This is a genomic window from Pseudomonadaceae bacterium SI-3 (assembly GCA_004010935.1).
Taxonomy (GTDB): Bacteria; Pseudomonadota; Gammaproteobacteria; order Pseudomonadales; family Pseudomonadaceae; genus Stutzerimonas.
Genome location: CP026511.1, coordinates 1,846,078 through 1,867,727, shown reverse-complemented (window position 1 = coordinate 1,867,727; position 21,650 = coordinate 1,846,078). Strand labels below are relative to the sequence as shown.

Below are 21,650 nucleotides of genomic sequence, written 5' to 3'. Positions count from 1 at the left end.
GCCTTTTTTCGAGGCGACTGGTCGAGCAGTTACTCCAGTCGGCCTGCAACGCGCTCTGATGGTCGCTATTTCGCCACAGCCACCCGGCATAAACGTGTTGAAACAGCTAGAGCGCGTCCGAAAGACTCAGCCGGAAAGCCGCATGAACGCTAGCTACAAGCCCGTTACCAGTCCCTCTCAATTACCGCGCCGATTCTCCGTTGCGCCAATGATGGATTGGACTGACAGGCACTGTCGGTATTTTCTGCGCCAGCTTTCTAGCCACGCCCTGCTTTATACCGAGATGGTCACCACCGGCGCATTGATTAACGGCGATGCTGATCGCTTCCTCCGTCATGATGAAGCGGAGCATCCGTTGGCGCTACAGCTTGGCGGCAGCGTGCCCGGTGATCTCGCTATTTGCGCAAAGATGGCCGAAGCGGCGGGTTATGACGAGGTGAATCTCAACGTCGGATGCCCCAGCGACCGCGTGCAGAACAACCTGATCGGCGCGTGCCTGATGGGCTATCCGGCACTGGTCGCCGACTGCGTGAAAGCGATGCGAGATGCGGTGGATATCGATGTAACAGTCAAGCACCGCATCGGTATCAACGGACGCGACAGCTATGCCGAACTTTGTGATTTCGTTGGACAGGTCCGAGAGGCAGGCTGCCGCAGTTTTACCGTTCATGCCCGTATTGCGATTCTGGAAGGACTCTCACCGAAGGAGAATCGGGAAGTGCCGCCCCTTCGCTATGACGTTGCGCAACAATTGAAACGCGACTTCCCGGATCTGGAAATCATCCTCAACGGCGGCATCAAGACGCTGGACCAATGTGAAGCCCACCTTGAGCAGTTCGATGGGGTAATGCTCGGACGCGAGGCTTATCACAATCCTTACCTGCTAGCGCAGGTTGATGCCAGGCTGTTTGGCAGCCAAGAGCCGACTATCACCCGCGCCGATGCACTGCGACGGATGCGCCCTTATATTCAGAATCATCTTGATAGCGGCGGCTCGATGCATCACGTTACCCGTCATGTTCTAGGCCTGGGCCAGGGTTTCCCAGGAGCTAGACGTTTTCGCCAGTTGCTATCGGTCGACATCCACAAAACCAAGGAACCACTGGCGCTGCTCGATCAAGCGACCGCACTGCTCGAAGGACACTGAATCGGTCGCCGGGAACACGCGACCGCATTTTTGATCCAACAGCTGCCCCACCCGGACCATCCGATCCAAATGGCGCGATGGCCACGGATTCAAGTTACGTCAACCAAAGGATAGAGCGCCCATATGACGTCCAAGCTGGAACAACTCAAGCAATTCACCACCGTGGTTGCCGACACCGGCGACCTCGATGCCATCGCCCGCCTCCAACCGGTTGATGCGACCACCAACCCATCGCTTCTGCTCAAAGCCGCCGCCCTGCCCCGCTACGCCGATCACCTGCAGGCGGCTATGTCCAACTGCGAGGGCGACATTGGCCTGGGCTGCGATCTGTTCGCCGTCGCGGTTGGTCAAGAAGTGCTCAAGTTGATCCCGGGTCGGATCTCCACGGAAGTCGATGCAAGGCTTTCCTTCGATTCACAGGCCATGGTTCAGCGCGGCGAACGCCTGATCGGTCTGTACGAGCAGGCCGGTGTATCCCGCGACCGCGTATTGATCAAACTGGCCTCGACCTGGGAGGGCATTCGTGCCGCTGAGCAGCTAGAAAAGTCGGGAATCCAGACCAACCTGACGCTGCTGTTCTCTTTCACCCAGGCAGTCGCCTGTGCCGAGGCCGGTGTATTTCTAATTTCACCCTTCGTCGGTCGTATCTATGACTGGTACAAAAAATCCGAAGGTCGTGACTACGTCGGTGACGAAGATCCAGGCGTACAGTCGGTCAGCCGGATTTACGACTACTACAAGACACACGGTTACGAGACCGTCGTGATGGGCGCCAGCTTTCGCAACGCGGGGCAGATCGAAGCGCTTGCCGGCTGTGATCGACTGACCATCAGTCCCGAGCTGCTGAGCCAGTTGGCGCAGGAGGAAGGCACTCTGGAGCGCAAGCTGTCACCGGGCCGTCGATCCGAGCCACGCATTACGCTGGACGAACGCAGCTTCCGCTGGGGATTGAACGAAGATCCAATGGCGACTGAGAAGCTGGCCGAGGGGATTCGGCAGTTCGCGAGGGATCAGGAAAAGCTCGAAGCGCTCCTACCAACGAAGCTGTAGTTCAGGACCGTTCCAACGCTGTCACGAGGTCGCGAAAGGCCTCGCGGTTGGATTCGTTGAGGCTCATCAGAATCCGGTGCGCCTCAAGCACCTTGTCTTTCACGACTTCCTCAGACTGATCCTGGCTTGGCAGGTCGGCCAATTGCTCAGGCGACGGCAGCGGTTGGTCGACAATGTTGAAGACCTGATCGAAGCCCATCGATTGCAGAAGACGCGTAATGTCTGCGTGGGTGGTGACCAATGTCGGCAGCATGCCGATCTTCCGCCGCGAAAGTATGGAAAGTTTGGCGAGCAGGCCTAGCGTCGTGCTGTCGATGCTACGGCTTTCGGTGAGGTCGATAACGATCGATGAGAAATTGCGTGACGAAAAGATCTTCTCGATCGTTGCGTCCAGCGCCGAGCAAAGTGTCAGGCGAATCTCACCGACGAACTTAAGAACGAATGTACCGTTCTGCTCAGCAAACTGGATTTTACCAGTGCTCATGCAAGGTTCCTGCTCAGTACCAACAACGCGATGTCATCGGGCATGTCCTCTAGATCGGCTAGGCCCAAAACTCGCTGTAGCCCGCCCAGCGTGCCGCCTGCTTCGCGAATCAAACCGGGCAGCCCAGCCTCTTTATCTTTGAGGGTATCGCCCGGCAAAAGGTCCAAAATGCCATCGGAAAGTAGCGTCAGGCTGAAAGATTCAGGCAACTCTATCTCGTAATTATCATAGGTCGCTTCGACGAACAAACCGACCGGTAGACCTTTCCCTTCGAGATACTTGGCGACGCCATCAGCGTATATCACCGGCATCGGAAGGTGGCCACCGATACTGTAATGCAGCACGTTGCGTTCCTGATCGATCACGCCGCCCAGCATCGTGACGTGCTTGCCGAGTTTGCAATTGATCAGCCCACGATTGATGTGGTCAAGCACCTCGGACGGCTTGAATGCGCGCAGCGCTCTGCCCCGCCGGGATTCGTAGAGCAGGCGCGTGGTCATGAACTTCAACAGGACCGTGACGAATGCAGAGGAGGCGCCATGGCCAGACACATCCGCCAGATAGAAGCCAATGCGGTGCTCGTCGACGCGAAAATAATCGACGAAATCACCTGAGAGGTAGAGCGAGGGGATGATCTGATGGGCGAACTGAAATTCGTCGAGGTTGCAGGGCGTGACCGGCAGCATGTTCATCTGCACCTGGCGGCCGGCATCTTGATCTTCCTGCAGCAGATGCAAGCTCGCCTGCAGATCGCGGTTAGCCGTTTCCAGCTGCTCGCGGTAGCGCCTGTTCTCCAGACGCAAGCGCGAACGATCAAGCGCTCGACGGACAGAGTGTTCGAGCATCGCCAGATCTTCGAGGGGCTTGATCAAATAATCAGCTGCGCCCAATCGCAGAGCCTCGACGGCATCGCTCATCACACCTGCACCTGAGACCACGATGACCGGAAGGTCAGCCTGGCGCTCACTGATCAGCCGGATCAGCTCAAGACCATCCATTTGCGGCATGCGCAGATCGCAAATCACCAGGTCAGGGTGCTCCGCGTCGAACAGCTCCACTCCACGCGGTCCGTTAGGCGCCTGCAAGACCTTGAAACCGCTGTCATCCAGATAGGCAGCCAGGCTGGCTCGTACCACATCGTCGTCATCTATGATCAGCAGCGTCGCGCTTGGGTTATGCATGTTCCTACCAGGCGGTATCGCCAGGATGATTGGCGAAAGCATCGGCCCTGCGCGCGCGCTGGGCATGGGATCTTTTCAAGGCGCAGACGGTACTCCCATACGATCTGTGTTTCAAGCCAGGCGCGGTCCCTGCGTCTGTCCTTTACAGGCGGAATTGACGGGCGTTATAAGAACCGACGAAACAAGAACTCAGAGGACGAAACAATGACTCAGCGAGATCGAGACTACAGTGAAAAACGCGACTTCATTCGCATGAATGTCGAGACCGCAATCACCCTGACGCAGGGTGACCAGCACTACGAGGCGACCTGCCTGGACCTTTCCAGCACGGGGATGCAGGTGGTCGCAGCGACCCGCTTGCAGATGGGTGACAAAGTCCATGTGCACATCCCCTCGGAGCACAGCGAACTGAAGGGCCTGGACGCTGAAACAGAAGTGGTGCGGGTCGGCATGCAGGAGGATGGACGGCAAAGTCTAGGCCTGGCCATCCTTTCGATGAGCTGAGAATTGTTTGACGCGAACGCCTTGGCATGGCCGTGGCGTGACGAGGCGGACGGACCGCACTGGCCGAGCCAATGCGGTCCGAGCGACGGTTAGAAGTCGTCTTCGACCTGACCATCCTGCGTGCGAAATTCGCGGTTCTGCAGATAAGCGTTGCGCACGAAGATATACCGGTCGCCAGTGATCATTTTTTCTGCCGAGAGCAAATCGGCACGCAGGTCGACAACGTTGACGGCTCGCGTCACATTGCGTGTCGGCACATGGTCCATGTACGGATATGGCTGCAGCAACGAATCGGGTACGCGTCCTGCCGCATCGCGCACGGTGCTCGGCCCCAGCAGGGGCAACACCACATACGGCCCACTGCCCAGTCCCCAGACGCCCAGCGTCTGTCCGAAGTCCTCATCATTCTTCTGCAAGCCCATACGGGTCGCGACGTCAAAGAAGCCCAGTACGCCAAAGGTGCTATTGAACAGGATGCGGCTGGTATCGATCCCTGCGTCACGGACCTTGCCCTGCAGCAGGTCATTGGTCAGCACCACGACGTCGCCCAGATTGCTGAATATGTTGCCAATGCCATCCTCGAGGACGTTTGGCGTGATCTTCTGATAGCCCTGCGCAAGCGGCTTGAGCGTATAGGTATCGACCTTGTCGTTGAAGGTAAAGATCGCCCGGTTGACGCCTTCCCAAGGATCCTCCTCGGCTGCCTGCACTGACGAAGCGCCGAACATCCCCAGCACAACGACGAAGGCAACAGTGAAGTTCTCTACCCAATCCTTGCTGATCAATCGCATCGCAGGCTTCTCCTTTATTCGTATGCGGGTGGCTGCCCATCAAAGCGCAGCAGTATAAATCTAATCACACCGCTCCCGGCAGCAGGCAGACATGCGGATCAGTAGCGGCGAACTTCACCGCATTCTACCCAATCAAATCAACGACAAGGCTGGGCCGCTGGTTTAACCTGATCTCATCGTGCCTTGGCGGAAGCTGGCCCCGAAAAAATCACAGAGGGATGAAATATGCCGGAACATGATCTGCAGTCACAGCTTGCGGAGCTGCGTAGTCAACTAGCCTCGGACGCTCCGCTTACAGAAGAAGAGCGCGCGTCGCTCCAACTGATTGCTCAGGACATCGAGCTGCGCCTGGCCAACCAGGGCGTAGTCGATCACCAGAACGACTCACTGGTCGACGGCGTCAACCTGGCGGTCGAGCGTTTCGAAGTCAGCCATCCCAACACCGCAATGACGCTGCGCAACATCATGCAAACATTGGCGAACATGGGTATCTGAGCGAAACCTGCTCAAGCTATCAGAGCGTGGATGGGTCCACGCTCTCCGACCGCAGCGTTTATTGCCGAACCTGCCGACCATTGTCTGGCAATACGTCGTGAGTGCTGCGGTACGGATTGATATCCAGCCCGCCGCGACGCACATAGCGTGCGTGAACGCTCAGTCGATCAGGTCTCAGCACGCGCTGCAAGTCGAGGAAGATCCGTTCAACGCACTGTTCATGAAAGTCCGCGTGTTGGCGAAAGCTCACTAGATAGGCAAGCAGGCTGCCGTGGTCCAGCGCGGCGCCCCGATATTCGATCACCACTGTGCCCCAGTCCGGTTGCCCGGTGACGGGGCAGTTGGATTTCAGCAGGTGGCTGTAGACGCGCTCTTCGACCTGACGCCCTGAGTCGCTGCGTAGTAGCTCGGGGCGCGGTGAATCATAGTCTTCGATGGTGACATCCAGATCATCGATACAGAGCCCGTCTAGCGCTGCAATCCCCTCTTCAGCCACTTCGTCCAGCGTCCGCAGGCGAACGCCGACGGGTTTACCCGCAGCGGCTGACAAATCCCGCGTCATAACGTCCACGAGCGCCTGCCGGCTCTCGAATACCGACTGGTTCAGAGAGTTCAGATAGAGCTTGAAGGACTTGGATTCGATGATGTTGGGCGAGTCGGCAGGAATGCTGAACTCACCAATGGCTACCACTGGTTTGCCAGACGGCAACAGCCAGGACAGCTCGTAGCAGTTCCAGATATCGACGCCACCATAGGGCAAGGTTTCGGCTGTCAGCCCCAGCTCGGCCCACTTCGGTGCGCGGGGGATGGGAAAGAGTTGCTCAGGACTGTAGGTCGCAACATAGGCGCTGGATTTGCCCAGCGGGGATAGTTCGGCGGGGTGCTGCATGGCGGAAACCTGTGCGAAAAACGGCCGCAAGTGTATCGGTTCCCGCCCGGTTTATCATGGCCCGGCCGCCGTTCGCTCCCGAACGGTCGGCCGTTAACGTAAAACTACTGGCGCATGCCTCGGCCACTCTTGAGCAAGTGAATGCACCACAGGTACATGCATGCTGCCGCCACAGCCATGAAACTGATGGCGATGCCGATACGGATATCCGAGACGCCCAGGATGCCGTAACGGAACGCGTTGACCATGTGCAGGATGGGGTTGGCCAGCGACAGCGTCTGCCAGAACGGCGACAGCAGGTTGATCGAATAGAACACGCCGCCCAGATAGGTCAGCGGGGTCAGCACGAAGGTTGGAATGATCGAAATGTCATCGAAGTTGCGCGCGAACACCGCATTAATGAAGCCACCCAGCGCGAAGATCGTTGAGGTCAGCGTAATCACGAGCAGCGTGACGCCTAGATGATGCACCTGCAGATCGGTGAAGAACATCGACAGCAGCGTCACGATCAACGCAACCGCTAGCCCGCGAGTAATACCGCCGAGGGCGAAGCCGATCAGAATCACGTGAGGTGACACCGGCGAAACCAGCAGCTCTTCAATGGATCGTTGGAACTTGCTGCTGAAGAAGCTGGAAACCACGTTGCTATAAGAGTTGGTGATTACCGACATCATGATCAGCCCCGGCACGATGTACTCCATGTAAGTGAAGCCATCCATCTCGCCGATTCGCGCCCCGATGAGATTTCCGAAGATGACGAAGTACAGGATCATGGTGATCGCTGGGGGTAATAACGTCTGCGGCCAAATGCGTGTGTAGCGGCGGATCTCGCGATGGACGATGGTCTGCAGGGCAACCAGATTGGGCCGGAGTTCTGCGTTCATTTGGCCCCCTGCGGCAGGTTGTTTTCCACCATGGAGACGAACAGTTCTTCAAGCCGATTGGTCTTGTTGCGAAGGCTCAACACTTCGATACCTTGCGCTGAAAGCATACGGAACAGATCGGTCACGCCCTGGCTCTTGTCCACCTGCACCTCGAGGGTGTGGTGATCGACCAGGCGTGCCGGGTAGTTGCCCAACTCGGGCGGCACCAGCTGTGATTCCTTGAGATCGAGCAGGAACGTCTCAACATGCAGCTGCTTGAGCAGCTCGCGCATGCTGGTGTTCCTGACGATATTGCCGCGATCGATGATCCCGATATTGCGGCACAGTTGTTCAGCCTCCTCCAGATAGTGCGTGGTGAGGATGATGGTGATGCCTTCGCGGTTCAGTTCGGTGAGGAACGACCACATCGAGCGGCGCAGCTCGATATCGACGCCCGCGGTCGGCTCGTCGAGAATCAGCAGCCGCGGCCGGTGAATCAGCGCGCGGGCAATCATCAAACGCCGTTTCATGCCGCCAGACAGCATGCGCGAAGACACGTCGCGCTTGTCCCACAGCCCCAGCTGGTTGAGGTACTGCTCGGCGCGTTCCTTGGCGACTTTTGCCGGAATGCCGTAGTAACCGGCCTGGGTGACGAGAATGTCGAATGCCTTCTCGAACTGGTTGAAGTTGAATTCCTGTGGCACCACACCCAGGCAACGCTTGAGCCCGGACGGGTCGCGGTCAAGGTCGTGACCGAACACGTTTACTGTGCCGCCGGTCTTGTTCACCAGCGTGGAAAGGATGCCGATAGTGGTGGACTTGCCGGCGCCGTTGGGGCCCAGCAAGGCAAAAAAATCGCCTTCAGCCACGTCCAGGTCAATGCCCTTGAGGGCCTCGAAGCCGTTTCCGTAAACCTTGGTCAACTGCCGAATGGACAGAGCAGTAGTCATATAAGAATGCACACAACGCGAGAGATTCAGAATAGATAAGGGCACACCGGGCCAATTGCAACGCCGAAACCAAAACGGCGGTCGGTAGCCAATGCGCACTGGCGAATAAACAGGGTCGCGCGGAGCGGTCACATTCGAACTCCCCTGTTGCGGTCCGGTCATTATCTGAAACCAAACGCGTCGTCCTGTCCCTTCACCCCGCACTCCTCGAAAGCCTATGCTCAAGAAGGACGCCATTCGACTAACAAGGAAAACCAAATGACCCTGCTCTGGCTGCTCGTGTTACTCATCGGCATCGCCGTGATCGCTCACTTACGGGTTTCCCCCGTCCCCGCGCTGGCTATCGTTGCGGCTTATCTGGTTCTTATGGGCGCGGCCGAGGAGACGCCGGCCTGGCTGATGGTCATCCTCTGGCTGGTGCTGATTGCCTTCGCGGTGCCTTTACTGGTGGCCGAACTGCGCATCAAGTATTTCAGCGGCCCCATGTTCGACTGGTTCAAGAAGGTCCTGCCGCCTATCTCCGCCACCGAGCGTGATGCCATTGACGCTGGCACGGTCTGGTGGGACGGACAGTTGTTCAGCGGCAAACCGGATTGGGACGTGCTGCTCGGCTATCCAAAGGCCGTGCTTACCGAGGAAGAACAAGCCTTCGTCGATGGTCCGACGGAAACCCTATGCGCCATGGTCAGCGACTGGGAGATCGGCCAGCGCATGGACCTCCCTCAGGAAGCGTGGGATTACATCAAGGCAGAAGGCTTCTTTGCGCTCATCATTCCCAAGGAATACGGCGGCAAAGGCTTTTCAGCCTACGCCCACTCACAGATCGTCATGAAGCTGGCCACCCGCAGCGGCGACTTGGCGACCACCGTGATGGTGCCGAACTCTCTCGGCCCGGCCGAGCTGTTGATGCACTACGGCACCGACGAGCAGCGCAACCATTACCTGCCACGTCTGGCCAATGGTACGGACATACCCTGCTTCGCCCTGACCGGGCCCTACGCCGGCTCCGATGCCGGCGCGATGAACGACAGTGGCGTGATCTGTCGCGGCCAATGGGAAGGCGAAGAAGTGCTCGGGCTGCGTCTGAACTGGGAGAAGCGCTACATCACCCTCGGTCCGGTCGCCACGCTACTTGGTGTCGCCTTCAAGACTTACGACCCGAAGCACCTGCTAGGGGACGAGGAAGAACTGGGCATCAGCCTGGCGCTGATTCCGACCGATACCGCTGGCGTCGAAATAGGTCGCCGTCACCTGCCCCTTGGCGCCGCGTTCATGAACGGCCCGAACTGGGGTAAAGATGTGTTCGTGCCCCTGGAAGCGATCATTGGCGGGCGCGACATGATCGGCAAAGGCTGGATGATGCTGATGAACTGCCTCTCGGTCGGGCGTTCGATTTCACTACCTGCTACCGGTGCCAGTGCGGCCAAAACCTGCAGCTACGTCAGCGGGCGATACGCGCAGATCCGCGAGCAATTCAATGTACCGCTGTCAGCATTCGAAGGTATCCAGGAACCGCTTGCGCGAATCGGCGGCAACGCCTGGTTGATGGATAGCGCGCGGATTCTGACCGCCAACGCGGTCGACCTGGGGGAAAAGCCGTCAGTGCTTTCGGCCATACTCAAATATCACCTCACCGAGCGCGGCCGCGAGTGCATCACCGACGCCATGGATATCCACGGCGGCAAGGGCATCATCATGGGACCGAACAACTACCTCGGCCGCATGTGGTTGTCGGCGCCCATTTCGATCACGGTCGAAGGGGCGAACATTCTCTCGCGCAACCTGATGATCTTCGGCCAAGGCGCAATCCGCTGCCATCCATTCGTGCTTCGCGAAATGGAGCTGGTTCATGAGCCTGACCGCGATGCTGCCATCAAGAAGTTCGATACGCTGCTGATGCAGCACATCGGTTTCGCCGTCAGCAACACGGCTAGCACACTGGTGCTTGGCCTGACCTTCGGACTGTTCGGGAAGGCGCCAGGCAACGAACTGACCCGACCGTATTTCCGATCCCTGGATCGGATTGCAGCGGCATTCGCCATGCTCGCCGACCTGTCCATGATGTTGCTAGGCGGCGAGCTCAAGCGCCGTGAACGGCTCTCGGCGCGCCTGGGTGATGTGCTAAGCCACCTGTATCTGGCGTCGGCAGCGCTCAAGCGCTACCACGATCTTGGTCATCCGGCCGAGCAAGCGCCGCTACTGCGCTGGGCGATGGAAGACTGCCTGTGCAAAGCCGAGCAGGCCCTCGCCGACACGCTGGCCAACTTCCCCAACCGCCTGCTTGGCGGCCTATTGAAGGTATTGGTGTTTCCCTTTGGCGCTCGCCACAAAGGGCCGTCAGATGAGCTGGATGCCGAAGTCGCTGGCATTCTCGGGCGCCCGGAAGGCGATCCCGCCTTGGAGCAGATCCTGGAGGGCGTCTATCGCCCACATGGCAGCGACGAAGCCTTGGGTGCGCTGCGAGACGCGTTCGACACCCTGGCGGCCTCGCAGCCACTGCAGAAGAAGCTGCACAAAGCGCTCAAGGCGGGCGATTTCAAGCCCACTGCAGGCGAGGATCCGATCAGCGCCGCCCTCGCGGCTGGCGTACTGGATGCCGCCGAAGCGCAGCAGCTCACCGCTGCAGAGGCGGCACGCCGCAAGGTCATCAGCGTGGATGATTTCGATAAGGAGCCGTTGGAGCTAACCGAAGGCAAGGTTCGCTAGCAACTGCTGGCGACTCGTTTACTACCAACCCGATGGTCCCTGCCAAGCGTCGCGCGCAACACGCGGCGCTTGGCAAGCCACCTTTCCAACCGATGTCTGTCGCCCTGCAGGCAGCACCGTCAGCTAATGCCTGCTCCACGTGAGCGCGCCCCGCCTTCTTCAAGGCACGTGACCCCGCCGCAGCAATCCGACCTGCGTACCGAACCCAGTCCCACGACTCGAGTCAACTAGACACGTCCCCAATTAACCCGCGCACCTCTATAATCGCGCGCCCAATCGACTCAGGTGAACCATGGCCAACCCTTATCACGATCACAACCTGGCGCTTCTGGCCCATCTGCGTGGCATCCTGCTTGCCATGGGTGAAACCGAACAGGTTTCGGAAGAAAGCCATGCGTTGTTTCTCGAGCGGTTCGACGAGCTGATCATGAACCTTCAGAACGTGCCGGAAGAACGGCACATGGGCCAAGACATGATCTGCCAGGTCTTCCACCGCTACCCGCAGATTGCACATCTGGTTCCGCGTGATCTGCTCTGGTACTTCGGCGGCGACTGCCTTCACTTCATGCCGGACGAAGAGATCGAAATCTTCCAGCGGCTGGAAGAGCGTCGCTATGAAGCGGAGCAGAACGACGAACCGTTCGACTGGAATATGGAAAGACAACTCATGAGCATGCCGGAAGAGAGCCCACGGCACTGAACCGCTAGCAGTCGTTCGGCGTCCCGTAAGACGGGGCCTACTACTGCCGGGAAGGGTTAGCGCCCCCTTGGCGCCACCCTTCCCAGCTGCCGCTTAGAGTGCTCGACCCGAGCTGGTTAAGGCTGGTTGGCGGCCACGGCAGCCATGTTCGATCTGCACCGAATTCAGCCCAGACGCCCTAGACATCGGCCACGGCGCCACTCGCCGCACTGCTGTGATAGTTTCGGTCTTGCCGGACGCCGCCAGTTATCGCTGCGCATCTGGCTTTCAAGTTTCAAAGTGGGGGCCGGATAGCCGAAGCCGCCGTCAGCAGCATCCCGAATCGGCTCTACCCCGGCACAGTCGTACCATGCAGCAGCGTTGGTGACGCAGGGCTAACCCTGGGCAGTTCGCGAGCGCAGCATTCCGGTTCACGAAATGGATCGACCCGGCCAACGCTGGACGGCGTGACGCTTGTGAAAAGCCCGCCGAATTGCTGTGCATCGTCCAAACGCCCTGCTCGGTAATGCGCGGGCATTGGTCGCGGGGATGATGCCGGGACAAAACGGAAACTTTGGGCCAAGCTTGTAGCTCAGGGTTTGTGTTTGGCTGACCAGAGCGTCACTCAGCACGGCCGGGGGTACCGGTTTCAGGCTGGACGAGCAGCCGACACAAGCGCTTCAAGGAAATTCCGCTTCGTTTTGAATCCTCGGCCAAAGATGCTGCCCAAGCTGCATACGCCAATGCGTCGACAATCAGATACTCAAGTGATTCAGTCACTTATGGATATAACGGCACGCCGCTCGCGACATGGCAGCCTGCCTTCACGGATAAATTTGCTCAAGGTTGTTTTGTTATGACGTCGTTACTAGCCCCCATCAGCTCGCTGCTGGGTGGAGTTGCATTCCTCCTGCTCGGCCATGGATTGCTGAACACGCTGCTGACGCTGCGCGGCATCGAAGAAGGCTACTCCACTGGGTTGATCGGCCTGCTGATGTCCGGCTACTTCGCCGGGTTTCTCGTCGGCACTTGGCTGGCGCCTTCGCTTATCCGGCGTATCGGCCACATCCGAACCTTCGCTTTCTATGCCGCCCTCGCCTCGATCGCCGTGCTGCTTCACGTCCTGATCGTGAATCCATGGGTGTGGTTGGTGCTGCGCGTGATGTATGGCGTCGCCCTGGTCACGCTGTACATGGTTATCGAAAGCTGGCTCAACGCGCAGGTCAGTGGAGAAAAACGCGGTCAGGTGTTTGCGCTGTACATGGCCGTCAACCTTGGCTCGCTGGCCGCCGCTCAGCAATTGCTGAGCCTCGACAGCCCCATGAACTTCACGCTTTTTGCGCTGGCTGCAATCTTGATCTGCGCCGCGCTGATGCCGATTACCCTGACACGCCAGGCACAACCCGCGCAGCCCGACATGCCCGCGACCGACCTGTTGCAGTTGGCTCGAATCGCCCCGCTGCCGCTGATGGCCGCCGGGATCTCCGGCCTGACGCTTGGAGGATTCTGGGGGCTGGCGCCGGTCTACGCCTCGCAGAGCGGTTTCGATGCCTCGGGCGTAGGTCTGCTGATGAGTATCACCATTCTCGGGGGTGCCGTTCTGCAATGGCCCATCGGGCTGTTTTCCGATAAGCATGATCGTCGACTGGTCTTGCTCTGGGTCGTGGCAATCGCTGCGGTGATTGGCGGTCTGATTACCCCCCTGACCTCCGGTCCCCTGCTGCTGGGGATGATGTTCGTCTGGGGTGGTCTGGCGTTTTCCATCTACTCGATCGCCGTGGCTCAGATGGTCGACCAGCTGCACCCGGACGAGATTCTGTCAGGTTCCAGCGGCCTGTTGCTGGCAAACGGTTTCGGCGCTGCCTTTGGCCCGGTGATAGCAGGCGGCCTGATGAGCTTTTTCGGACCCAAGGCGCTGCCGGTGTTCTTCGCGGTTACCCTGGCGTTTCTGGCCCTATATTCCTACTTCCGCTCGCGCCGCGTATTCGATCTGGTAACCGAGCCGCACGGCCATTTCACACCGATGTTGCGCACCAGCCATACCGTGCTCGAGTTGATGCCCGATACGCCGGAGGGCGAGATCGCCGAGGCGGACATCCTCGACGAAGGCCAGCAGCCCGTCGACGAAGAAGAGGCCGTCGAACCGCGGACCGGCACGCATTCTTAGGCGAGCGATGCTGGGCTGATCCTAGCGTTCGCTACATTGTTGAGCTCTTAGCGACTCGCGATTACAGGTTTGCAGGGCAAGCCCGAACCAGGCGAGTCGTGTCTGCCAGCGGTGCAATGCCGCTGGCAGGTCTCAGAAATCCACTTTGCCACGCCCAGCCTTGATCGCACCGCGCTTGGTCTTGCCTTCCAGGCGCCGTTTTTTCGAGCCCAGCGTGGGACGCGTTGGGCGACGCGCTTTTTCCACTTTCGTCACGCTACGGATGATCTCGGCCAGACGCTCCAAGGCATCGGCGCGATTCTGCTCCTGGGTCCGATACTGCTGCGCCTTGATCACGATTACACCGTCACTGGTGATGCGACTGTCGCGCAGCGCCAGCAAGCGCTCCTTGTAGAACGGTGGCAATGACGACGCGTTGATATCGAAGCGCAAGTGCAACGCACTGGACACCTTGTTGACGTTCTGCCCGCCGGCACCCTGGGCGCGGATGGCGGTCAGTTCGATCTCGCTGTCGGCTACCTGCACATTGCTGGATATGTCGAGCATCGGTCCTTCAACAATCGGGATGGAAAGGTCATTGTCCACAACCGGAGCGTTGCGGACATGTTTTTATATGATTTGGAGCCGCTACGGGTCAGCCGGTTCGGCTACCGTAGCGCACTCGAAACAGATGGAACCCTGCATGGACTCGATAACCCAAGCCCTTCTCGGCGCCACGGTTCAGGCGTCGCTGTTGGGCCGTTGGCAAGGCCGCAAGGCCCTGCTCTATGGTGCAGTGCTCGGCACGCTGCCCGACCTTGATGTGGTCATCGATTATGGCGATGCAATCGCCGACATGACCTATCACCGAGGCTTCAGCCACTCACTCTTCGTGCTCAGCACGCTGGCCGTTGTGCTGGCCTGGCTGGCGCGACGAATACGACCTAATCCAGCTTACAGCGGCAGGCGCCTGTTCCTCACGGTCTGGCTGGTGCTGGTGACGCATGTGTTGCTGGACGCCTTCACCAGTTATGGCACCCAGCTATTCTGGCCGCTGACCACACCGCCGGTGGCCTGGTCCAGCGTATTTATCATTGACCCTCTCTACAGCATCCCGTTGCTGTTGGTGGTGTTGGTCGGTGCCATTGCGGGATTGAAGGGTCGCAGCCCCCGTTTGGCGGGTGTCGCGCTGGCGTTGTCGACGGCGTATCTCGGCTTCACCCTGGCCGGCAAGCAAATGGCCGAGCAGCGCGTCGAAACGGTGATGGCGGAGCAAGGCATTCAGGCGAGTCAGATGTTCAGCACACCGACGCCGTTCAACAGCCTGCTATGGCGGGTCATCGTCATCGACGATGATCGCTACCATGAAGCGCTGGTGAGCTGGTTCGATGACCGACCACCCGAACTGGTAGCCATTCCACGTGGCAAACGGCTCGCCGCGGCACTGAGCGAGTCGCCGCAGCATGCTCGTTTGCAATGGTTTACCGGCGGCGTGTTGCGCTACGACGAAGTTGCGGGCCAGCTGTTGGTAACCGACGTGCGCCTCGGCATGACTGGCTTCCACCCCTTCCGCTTCGCCCTGGCCGAGCGAAACAGCGCTGACTGGAGGCTGATCCCTTTTGTCGACCGGCTCCCAGCCGAACGCGGCGATATGAGCCGACTCAAGCAGATCTGGCAGCGTATCTGGCATCAACAGCCGGGGCTGCCCTTGGCTGAATGGGCCGCTGAGCTCAATCAACGCTAACCGCCGCGCGCCCTTTACGCCAATGCCCGATTCCATAGAGCAAGGCACCCAGCGCCATCAACAGCCCGGCACGCAACCAGGTGCCGGCGCCTTGCTGGGACAGCAACACCAGACAGGAGAGGATCGCCAGGACAGGCAGAAGGGTCGGCGTGCGAAAATGCGGCGCGTCGATCTTGTCCTTGCGCAACACCAGCACCGCGACATTGGTGCTCATGAATACGAACAACAGCAGCAGCACTACTGTCTCCGCCAGGGCTGTCAGCGTACCGGTCACGGTCAGAATCATTGCTAACAATGTGGTCAGCACGATTGCCAGCCAAGGCGTGCGCCGTTCAGGCAGTACGCGGGTCAGAACAGAGGGCAGCAGCCCCTCGTCGGCCATACCGTAGGCCAACCGGCTGGACATGATCATGGTGAGCAGCGCGCCATTGGCGACCGCCACTAGCGCTACCGCCGCGAATAGCCAGTGCGGCACGGCATAACCGGTGGCGCGCACCACGTCGAGCAAGGGCGCGGATGATTCCGCCAAGGCCGCTGGCGGGAGTATCGCCGTGGCTGCGATACCAACCCCCACGTAGACCAGCCCCGCCACCAACAACGCACCGAACAGCGCGCGCGGGTAGTTGCGGCGCACATCTTTGACCTCTTCGGCCACGTTGGCTGACACCTCGAAGCCGACAAAGGAATAGAAAGCGATCAGCGCCGCGCCAAGTACGGCGATCGCAGGCGACACGCCAGGCGCGAACTCCAATACCCGCGACGGCTCGCCCTGCCCGCTCATAAGGAAGCGTGCGGCCAGCACCACCACGAACAACAGGCCGGACACTTCGATCACTGTCATTACCGCGTTGGCTCCCAGCGACTCCTTGATGCCACGAGCGTTCAGCAGCGCAACGATCGCGAGAAACACCAGCGCAGTCGGCACCGCCGGGGTGTCGAAAAAGGCACCGAGGTAATCGCCAGCAAACGCCAGGGACAATCCCGCCGCGCTTGTCACACCCGCAGCCAACATGCAAAAGCCCACCAGAAAGGACACTAATGGTTTGCCAAATGCCCGCTCGGCAAATACCGCAGCGCCGCCGGCCTTTGGATACTTAGTGACCAGCTATGCGTAAGACGCCGCAGTGAGCATGGCGAAACCCAGCGCGACCAGCAGCGGCACCCAGACCGCCCCGCCTGCTTCACCAGCAATCTTGCCGACCAGCGCATACACGCCGGCACCCAGCACGTCACCGAGGATGAACAGAAACAGCGCTGGGCCAGTGATCGCTTGCTTCAGCCGGGACTCGCCCGCAGCGAATACGTTGGTTTTCATCGTTGGGCAGCCTCGATTTCGAGGCAGAAACCGGCAAGCGACAAGGCGTTCAATCTTCTTCTCCCGAGCATGCAGCCGCAGCCGCGTCACCTTTCTAGATAGGTGGAGTCTCGCCGGAGTTCAGCGCCATAAGCGACAAAGCCCCGGCAAGAGCCGGGGCTTCGCTGCTGCAGAGAAAAACTCAGGTGCGGAAGCGCGCCACTAGCCCTTGCAGTTCGACGCCCAAGCGCGCCAGCTCGGCACTGGACGCAGCGGTCTGCTCGCTGCCGCTGGCGCTTTGCTCGCCAATGTCGCGAACACGGGTCACGCTCTCGGAGATGTTCTCAGCGACGGCGCTCTGCTGCTCAGCTGCCGCCGCGATCTGCTGGTTCATCTGCTCGATGGTCGAAACCGACTCGGTGATGCGGCCCAGCGCGATGCCTGCTTCGCTGGCCAGATCGACGGTGCGTTGGGTCAGGTTACGGCTGGTCTGCATTTGCTCAACGGCCTTTTGCGCTACGCGCTGCAGGTTGGCGATCAGGCCTTCGATTTCCTCGGTGGAGTCGTGCGTGCGGCGAGCCAGGGCGCGGACCTCATCAGCCACCACGGCGAAACCGCGGCCCTGTTCACCGGCGCGGGCGGCTTCGATCGCCGCGTTGAGTGCGAGCAGGTTGGTCTGTTCAGCCACCGCACGAATCACTTCCAACACGGTGCCGATACGACCGCTTTCGGTATTCAGCTCTTCGATGGCATGAGCGGAATGCTCGACCTCGCCAGACAAGCTGCCGATCTGACCGATAGCCTCCTGAACGACGCGGTCGCCCTGGCGCGCCTGCTGGTCGGCCTCGCGGGCTGCATGCGATGCCTGCTCCGCATTCTGCGCGACTTCCTGAACGGTCGCTGCCATTTCGTGCATGGCGGTAGCGACCTGTTCAGTCTCGACCCGCTGCTTCTGAACGCCAGCACTGGTCTGCGCCGTCACCGCGGACAACTGCTCCGCGGCGGTAGCAATCTGACCGACGCCACCACCGATGCGGCCGATCAAGGTGCGCAGGCTCTCAGTCATGTCGGACATCGCTTTCTGCAGCTGGCCGAGTTCGTCGCGACGGGTCACCTTCTGCGACTGGGTCAGGTCGCCCTCGGCCACGCGCTGCGCCAGCTGTACGGTGTAGCGCAGCGGTACGACGATCATGCGGGAGATCGCCGTCGCGGCCACCAGCCCAATTACCACGGCCAGAACGCTGATGATTCCGAGCCAGGTGTAGGCACTGCGGCGCTGCTCCTGCATGGCCTCGGTGGCACCCGCCAATGCCTGATCGGCCGTATCCAGGATGCGCTGAGCCTGGCCCACCATCGCTTGCTCGAGCGCGATGCGCTCGGCGCGGTTGTTGCGGAACTCACCAAACGCCTGCTGATAGGCCGCTAGAGCGTTGAGCGCACCATCCATGGTGGCTTTCTGCTCGTCGTTGAGCCAGGTTTTCAGACTGCTGCCGATGGTGGTCACGTCCGCATAGGACTCGTTCCAGCTGTCCACCGCGGCTTGCGCGCTATGGGCGATGAACATGCTTTCGAAGGTACGCAGATCGAGGATGCGCTTGGTCAGCCCGGACGCCGCTTCGGCGATGGTCAGCGGGTCGCTGCCCTTCAAGTGGTCACCTTCCAGACGCAATACGCGCACGGCGTCGTACATATCCAGTTCGATGTATTCAAACTCTTCACGGCTTTTTTGTGCGGCATCGGCCATACGCTCGCGAAGCACCACACCTTTGCTGATCAGCTCACCGTACTGAGTGAAGTTATCGGCATAGACGGCCGCATCGCTGCGAATCTGCTCCAGCTTCTGCTGGTCTTCTTCAGACGAGCTTTGCGCAAGCTCGTCCAGCTCTTGATTGAGCTTGGCCAGGGTGCTGCGCAAGGTTGCGGCGGATTCGTCACTGCGAGTCAGTGCAAAGTCGCGCTCCAGGCCACGGGCCTCCAGAATCGCAGCGTTGATCCGTAACAGCTGATTCATCTGATATGAGCGATTCAGGATCGAGTCCACGGCGTAAAAGCCGGTCCCGGCGACACCCAAAGTCAACAGCAGGACCATGGCGAAGCCAAGCAGCAGCTTCTTGCCGACAGAAAGGTTGGCGAAAAAATCGACGGACTGCATCAGAGAATCCCTAAAAAGTAAGCGCGCTTATGGAGTCGGCAGGTTGCGACTAAAGTTGAATGCGAAAGCGGCGCAATTTAATCAGGAATTGACGTCAATTTGCCAGCGCGCACTGAGCCGGCTGGCACTGCGCGCTCAGGGTTGTGCCCGATACCAGCCTCAATGTTGCTGAAGATGCCCGTAAAGCTTGGCGTAGAGCCCGCCGTCAGCAATCAGCTGCTGGTGATCGCCCTGCTCCGCAATGCGCCCGCCGTCGAAAACGAGCACCCGATCGGCCTGTTTCACCGCCGACAAACGGTGGGCGATGATCAGCGTCGTGCGCCCTTGCAGGAAACGGTTGAGTCCCTGATGCAGGGCATACTCGGTGGCCGCATCCAGAGCCGACGTAGCCTCATCAAGGATGACCACTTTGGGCTCAGCCAGCACCATGCGCGCCACCGCCAGTCGTTGTCGTTGTCCCCCTGAGAGGCGAACACCGGAACGACCAACGATGCTGTCCAGTCCGGCTGGCAGCTGCCGGATCGTATCGGCCAGCTGAGCTATTTCCAGCGCACGCCAGCATGCCTGATCGTCCCGCTCGCGCCCCATCAGCAGATTGGCGCGCACCGTGTCGTTGAACAGGGCCGGATGCTGCAGTACCACGGCGACGTTGTCGCGAACCGTTGGCAGCCCGATATCCTGCACCTCGACCCCTGCATAACGAATATGTCCGGCCTGCGGCTGATAGAGCCCCAGCAGCAACTGCACCAGGGTGCTCTTGCCGCCGCCGCTGGCACCGACGATGGCCACCTTCTCACCCGCCGCGATGGTCAAATCCAGCCCTTCCAGGACCGGCTCATCCTGATAGGAGAAACGCAGCCCCTGGACTTGAATGTCGACGGTATCGCGACCAACGAACGGATCCTGACCACCGGGATATTGCGGCTCGTCGGCACGCGCCAGCAGCTGGTTGATGCGGCTTAGCGCACCGCCCGCCGCGTAGAAGGCGTACTGCAGATTGAGCAGCTGCTCCACCGGGCCGATCATGAACCACAGGTAGCTGAACACCGCGAGCATCTGTCCGATAGACAGGTCCGAAAACAGCACCGTGAGCATGGCCGCGGCACGGAAGATGTCGATACCGAACTGGAACAGCAGGCCACTGGCGCGGTTGGAGGCGTCTGTCTTCCACTGCGAGGCCACCGCGAAATCACGCACTTCCCGCGCGCGCAGGCCGAGGCGTCCGAGAAAGAACCCCTGGCGGTTGCCGGCGCGCACTTCCTGAATCGCATCTAGCGTTTCGGTGAGCGCCTGGGTGAATAACGACGTGCTGTCGTTCTCCAGTTTCTTCAGGTGTTTGACGCGCTTGCCCAGCTGCACCGTGGCGTAGATCACCAGAGGATTGAACAACAGGATCAACAGCGCCAGCTGCCAATGCATCCACAGCAGGATCGCCGCCGTACCGGCAATCGAGAGCACGGCGACCAACAACCGGCTGAGGGTCTCGCCGATGAATTTATCGATAGTCTCAAGATCGGTGACCAGATGCGCCGCGACGGTCCCCCCACCCAGGCTTTCGTACTCGCTCAGCGCAATACGCTTGAGCCGCTCGATCAGCCGTACTCGGATGCGATAGACCAGATCCTTTGATAATCGGGCAAACAGACGCGCCTGCAGAACGTTGAAAATCAAAGCCGATGCGCGCAGCAACAGCGTTATGCAAAGCATCAGGCCGATATAGCCGACGGCGGTCTGCCACTCCGCCGGAAGAAAGTTGTTCATGACCTCCAGCGCGGCGTCGCCCTGCTTCAACAACACCTCGTCGACCAGCAACGGCAACAACAAGGGAATCGGCACGCTGCAAAGCGTCGCTAGCACCGCGACCAGATTGGCCAGTACCAGGGCTTTGCGATGGTGAAGGGCGAGGCGGCGAATTTCGGCCCAGCTGAGCTGATCAGGCATTGATATTGTGATCCAGCCAGCGTGCCAGCAGCGGTGATAGGGCTTCGAGCGGTTGGAATCCGTTCGTCACCAATGCCAGCTGGCCATCGTGTTCAGCCAGCAAGGTAGGAAATCCCGCAATACCAAGATTGCGCGACCACTCAAAGTCCGCAACGGTGGCATCACGTGCGGCCTGGGAATCGAAGCGGTCGGCGAACTCGATACGCGGAATTCCAGCGGTCTCGGCCAGCTCGACAAGTTCCGGCGGCAGCGTGACGTTGCGCCCCTCAACGTAGAAGGCCTGCTGGATCAGCCCAGCGAGTCGCCACGCGGCTTGGCTGTCGAGATCACGTGCAGCAACCAGCGCACGGCAAGCCGGCTCGGTATCGTAGACCAGCCCGTCGGGCAAGCCCGCCTCGAAGTTGAAAGGCTGGCCGCTCGCCTCATGTACTGCGTGCCAGTAGGAGGCAGTGCGGTCACGAGCGGCCTGATCCATCGCGGTACGTTCCTGGCGCAATCCACCAGCCACTAGCTCCGAACCCACCCCGCGCGCCTGGGCCTGTTCGATCAGCGCCTGCACGACCGGCGCGAAACCCCAGCACCATGAGCACATCGGGTCCATCACATAGATCAGTCGGCTGCTCATCGGCGCTCC

18 protein-coding genes and 1 pseudogene are annotated in these 21,650 nt (G+C 59.9%); 8 read left to right on the top strand and 11 right to left on the bottom strand.

The genetic code is table 11. The features are described 5' to 3' along the window. Positions 1-142 precede the first annotated feature (142 nt). Positions 143-1,147: a tRNA dihydrouridine(20/20a) synthase DusA gene (locus C1896_08975; protein AZZ45029.1), complete on the top strand. Its 1,005-nt coding sequence runs from the start codon at positions 143-145 to the stop codon at positions 1,145-1,147. Positions 1,148-1,270: 123 nt separating this feature from the next. Next, a complete protein-coding gene (gene tal, locus C1896_08970) occupies positions 1,271-2,197 on the top strand; it encodes a transaldolase (protein AZZ45028.1) in 927 nt (308 codons plus the stop codon). Position 2,198: 1 nt separating this feature from the next. Here the strand turns inward: tal and C1896_08965 are convergent, their stop codons facing one another. Then, a complete protein-coding gene (locus C1896_08965) occupies positions 2,199-2,681 on the bottom strand; it encodes an anti-anti-sigma factor (protein AZZ45027.1) in 483 nt (160 codons plus the stop codon). Beyond that, a complete protein-coding gene (locus tag C1896_08960) occupies positions 2,678-3,862 on the bottom strand; it encodes a fused response regulator/phosphatase (protein ID AZZ45026.1) in 1,185 nt (394 codons plus the stop codon). Before C1896_08960 ends, C1896_08965 begins: the two co-directional genes overlap by 4 nt. Positions 3,863-4,066: 204 nt before the next feature. On the opposite strand from C1896_08960, the gene C1896_08955 reads away from it, so the two are divergent. After that, the gene (locus tag C1896_08955) at positions 4,067-4,366 is read left to right on the top strand and encodes a PilZ domain-containing protein (GenBank protein AZZ45025.1); all 300 of its coding nucleotides are present in this window, start codon (positions 4,067-4,069) and stop codon (positions 4,364-4,366) included. Positions 4,367-4,455: 89 nt separating this feature from the next. On the opposite strand, the gene C1896_08950 is transcribed toward C1896_08955, so the two are convergent. After that, a complete protein-coding gene (locus tag C1896_08950; protein AZZ45024.1) occupies positions 4,456-5,157 on the bottom strand; it encodes a hypothetical protein in 702 nt (233 codons plus the stop codon). Between the two features lie 225 nt (positions 5,158-5,382). Here C1896_08950 and C1896_08945 point away from each other — a divergent pair, with 225 nt between their 5' ends. Continuing rightward, complete coding sequence (locus tag C1896_08945) at positions 5,383-5,652, top strand: DUF4404 domain-containing protein (GenBank protein AZZ45023.1); 270 nt, start codon at positions 5,383-5,385, stop codon at positions 5,650-5,652. A gap of 58 nt (positions 5,653-5,710) precedes the next feature. Here the strand turns inward: C1896_08945 and queF are convergent, their stop codons facing one another. The 3 genes from queF to C1896_08930 form a co-directional block, all read right to left on the bottom strand. Then, positions 5,711-6,541: an NADPH-dependent 7-cyano-7-deazaguanine reductase QueF gene (gene queF, locus C1896_08940; GenBank protein ID AZZ45022.1), complete on the bottom strand. Its 831-nt coding sequence runs from the start codon at positions 6,539-6,541 to the stop codon at positions 5,711-5,713. Between the two features lie 104 nt (positions 6,542-6,645). Further along, complete coding sequence (locus C1896_08935; protein ID AZZ45021.1) at positions 6,646-7,425, bottom strand: ABC transporter permease; 780 nt, start codon at positions 7,423-7,425, stop codon at positions 6,646-6,648. Beyond that, entirely contained in the window at positions 7,422-8,354 is a 933-nt protein-coding gene (locus C1896_08930) for an ABC transporter ATP-binding protein (protein ID AZZ45020.1), read from the bottom strand. Before C1896_08930 ends, C1896_08935 begins: the two co-directional genes overlap by 4 nt. A gap of 258 nt (positions 8,355-8,612) precedes the next feature. Here C1896_08930 and fadE point away from each other — a divergent pair, with 258 nt between their 5' ends. From fadE to C1896_08915, 3 genes are all read left to right on the top strand, one after another. After that, positions 8,613-11,060, top strand: a complete 2,448-nt coding sequence (fadE, locus tag C1896_08925; GenBank protein ID AZZ45019.1) for an acyl-CoA dehydrogenase — start codon at positions 8,613-8,615, stop codon at positions 11,058-11,060. Between the two features lie 292 nt (positions 11,061-11,352). Next, positions 11,353-11,760 carry a dehydrogenase gene (locus tag C1896_08920; protein AZZ45018.1) on the top strand — a complete coding sequence of 136 codons (408 nt, stop codon included), beginning with the start codon at positions 11,353-11,355 and terminating at the stop codon, positions 11,758-11,760. 835 nt (positions 11,761-12,595) lie between these two features. Beyond that, positions 12,596-13,906, top strand: coding sequence for an MFS transporter (locus C1896_08915; protein ID AZZ45017.1), 1,311 nt, complete (start codon positions 12,596-12,598; stop codon positions 13,904-13,906). A gap of 132 nt (positions 13,907-14,038) precedes the next feature. On the opposite strand, the gene C1896_08910 is transcribed toward C1896_08915, so the two are convergent. Then, the gene (locus C1896_08910; protein ID AZZ45016.1) at positions 14,039-14,452 is read right to left on the bottom strand and encodes an aminoacyl-tRNA hydrolase; all 414 of its coding nucleotides are present in this window, start codon (positions 14,450-14,452) and stop codon (positions 14,039-14,041) included. A 136-nt stretch (positions 14,453-14,588) separates the two neighbouring features. Between C1896_08910 and C1896_08905 the strand changes: the two genes are divergently transcribed. Further along, positions 14,589-15,629, top strand: coding sequence for a hydrolase (locus C1896_08905; protein ID AZZ45015.1), 1,041 nt, complete (start codon positions 14,589-14,591; stop codon positions 15,627-15,629). On the opposite strand, the pseudogene C1896_08900 reads toward C1896_08905, so the two are convergent. The 4 genes and pseudogenes from C1896_08900 to C1896_08885 form a co-directional block, all read right to left on the bottom strand. Beyond that, a pseudogene (locus C1896_08900) lies at positions 15,616-16,944 on the bottom strand (amino acid permease). The gene C1896_08905 and the pseudogene C1896_08900 overlap by 14 nt on opposite strands. 181 nt (positions 16,945-17,125) lie before the next feature. Then, positions 17,126-19,075 (bottom strand): methyl-accepting chemotaxis protein, encoded by a 1,950-nt coding sequence (locus C1896_08895; protein AZZ45014.1) that lies wholly within the window; start codon positions 19,073-19,075, stop codon positions 17,126-17,128. A gap of 159 nt (positions 19,076-19,234) precedes the next feature. Further along, positions 19,235-21,016, bottom strand: coding sequence for an ABC transporter ATP-binding protein (locus C1896_08890; protein ID AZZ45013.1), 1,782 nt, complete (start codon positions 21,014-21,016; stop codon positions 19,235-19,237). After that, the gene (locus C1896_08885; GenBank protein ID AZZ45012.1) at positions 21,009-21,641 is read right to left on the bottom strand and encodes a disulfide bond formation protein DsbA; all 633 of its coding nucleotides are present in this window, start codon (positions 21,639-21,641) and stop codon (positions 21,009-21,011) included. Before C1896_08885 ends, C1896_08890 begins: the two co-directional genes overlap by 8 nt. Positions 21,642-21,650: the final 9 nt, after the last annotated feature.

Excerpts from the sequence above, each read along its gene's own strand:
- C1896_08935 (AZZ45021.1), bottom strand. The coding sequence starts at position 7,425 with ATGAACGCAGAACTCCGGCCCAATCTGGTTGCCCTGCAGACCATCGTC.
- C1896_08975 (AZZ45029.1), top strand. The coding sequence starts at position 143 with ATGAACGCTAGCTACAAGCCCGTTACCAGTCCCTCTCAATTACCGCGC.
- tal (AZZ45028.1), top strand. The coding sequence starts at position 1,271 with ATGACGTCCAAGCTGGAACAACTCAAGCAATTCACCACCGTGGTTGCC.
- C1896_08895 (AZZ45014.1), bottom strand. The coding sequence starts at position 19,075 with ATGCAGTCCGTCGATTTTTTCGCCAACCTTTCTGTCGGCAAGAAGCTG.
- C1896_08915 (AZZ45017.1), top strand. The coding sequence starts at position 12,596 with ATGACGTCGTTACTAGCCCCCATCAGCTCGCTGCTGGGTGGAGTTGCA.
- queF (AZZ45022.1), bottom strand. The coding sequence starts at position 6,541 with ATGCAGCACCCCGCCGAACTATCCCCGCTGGGCAAATCCAGCGCCTAT.
- C1896_08965 (AZZ45027.1), bottom strand. The coding sequence starts at position 2,681 with ATGAGCACTGGTAAAATCCAGTTTGCTGAGCAGAACGGTACATTCGTT.
- C1896_08910 (AZZ45016.1), bottom strand. The coding sequence starts at position 14,452 with ATGCTCGACATATCCAGCAATGTGCAGGTAGCCGACAGCGAGATCGAA.
- C1896_08950 (AZZ45024.1), bottom strand. The coding sequence starts at position 5,157 with ATGCGATTGATCAGCAAGGATTGGGTAGAGAACTTCACTGTTGCCTTC.
- C1896_08945 (AZZ45023.1), top strand. The coding sequence starts at position 5,383 with ATGCCGGAACATGATCTGCAGTCACAGCTTGCGGAGCTGCGTAGTCAA.
- C1896_08920 (AZZ45018.1), top strand. The coding sequence starts at position 11,353 with ATGGCCAACCCTTATCACGATCACAACCTGGCGCTTCTGGCCCATCTG.
- C1896_08955 (AZZ45025.1), top strand. The coding sequence starts at position 4,067 with ATGACTCAGCGAGATCGAGACTACAGTGAAAAACGCGACTTCATTCGC.
- C1896_08905 (AZZ45015.1), top strand. The coding sequence starts at position 14,589 with ATGGACTCGATAACCCAAGCCCTTCTCGGCGCCACGGTTCAGGCGTCG.
- C1896_08930 (AZZ45020.1), bottom strand. The coding sequence starts at position 8,354 with ATGACTACTGCTCTGTCCATTCGGCAGTTGACCAAGGTTTACGGAAAC.
- C1896_08885 (AZZ45012.1), bottom strand. The coding sequence starts at position 21,641 with ATGAGCAGCCGACTGATCTATGTGATGGACCCGATGTGCTCATGGTGC.
- C1896_08890 (AZZ45013.1), bottom strand. The coding sequence starts at position 21,016 with ATGCCTGATCAGCTCAGCTGGGCCGAAATTCGCCGCCTCGCCCTTCAC.
- fadE (AZZ45019.1), top strand. The coding sequence starts at position 8,613 with ATGACCCTGCTCTGGCTGCTCGTGTTACTCATCGGCATCGCCGTGATC.
- C1896_08960 (AZZ45026.1), bottom strand. The coding sequence starts at position 3,862 with ATGCATAACCCAAGCGCGACGCTGCTGATCATAGATGACGACGATGTG.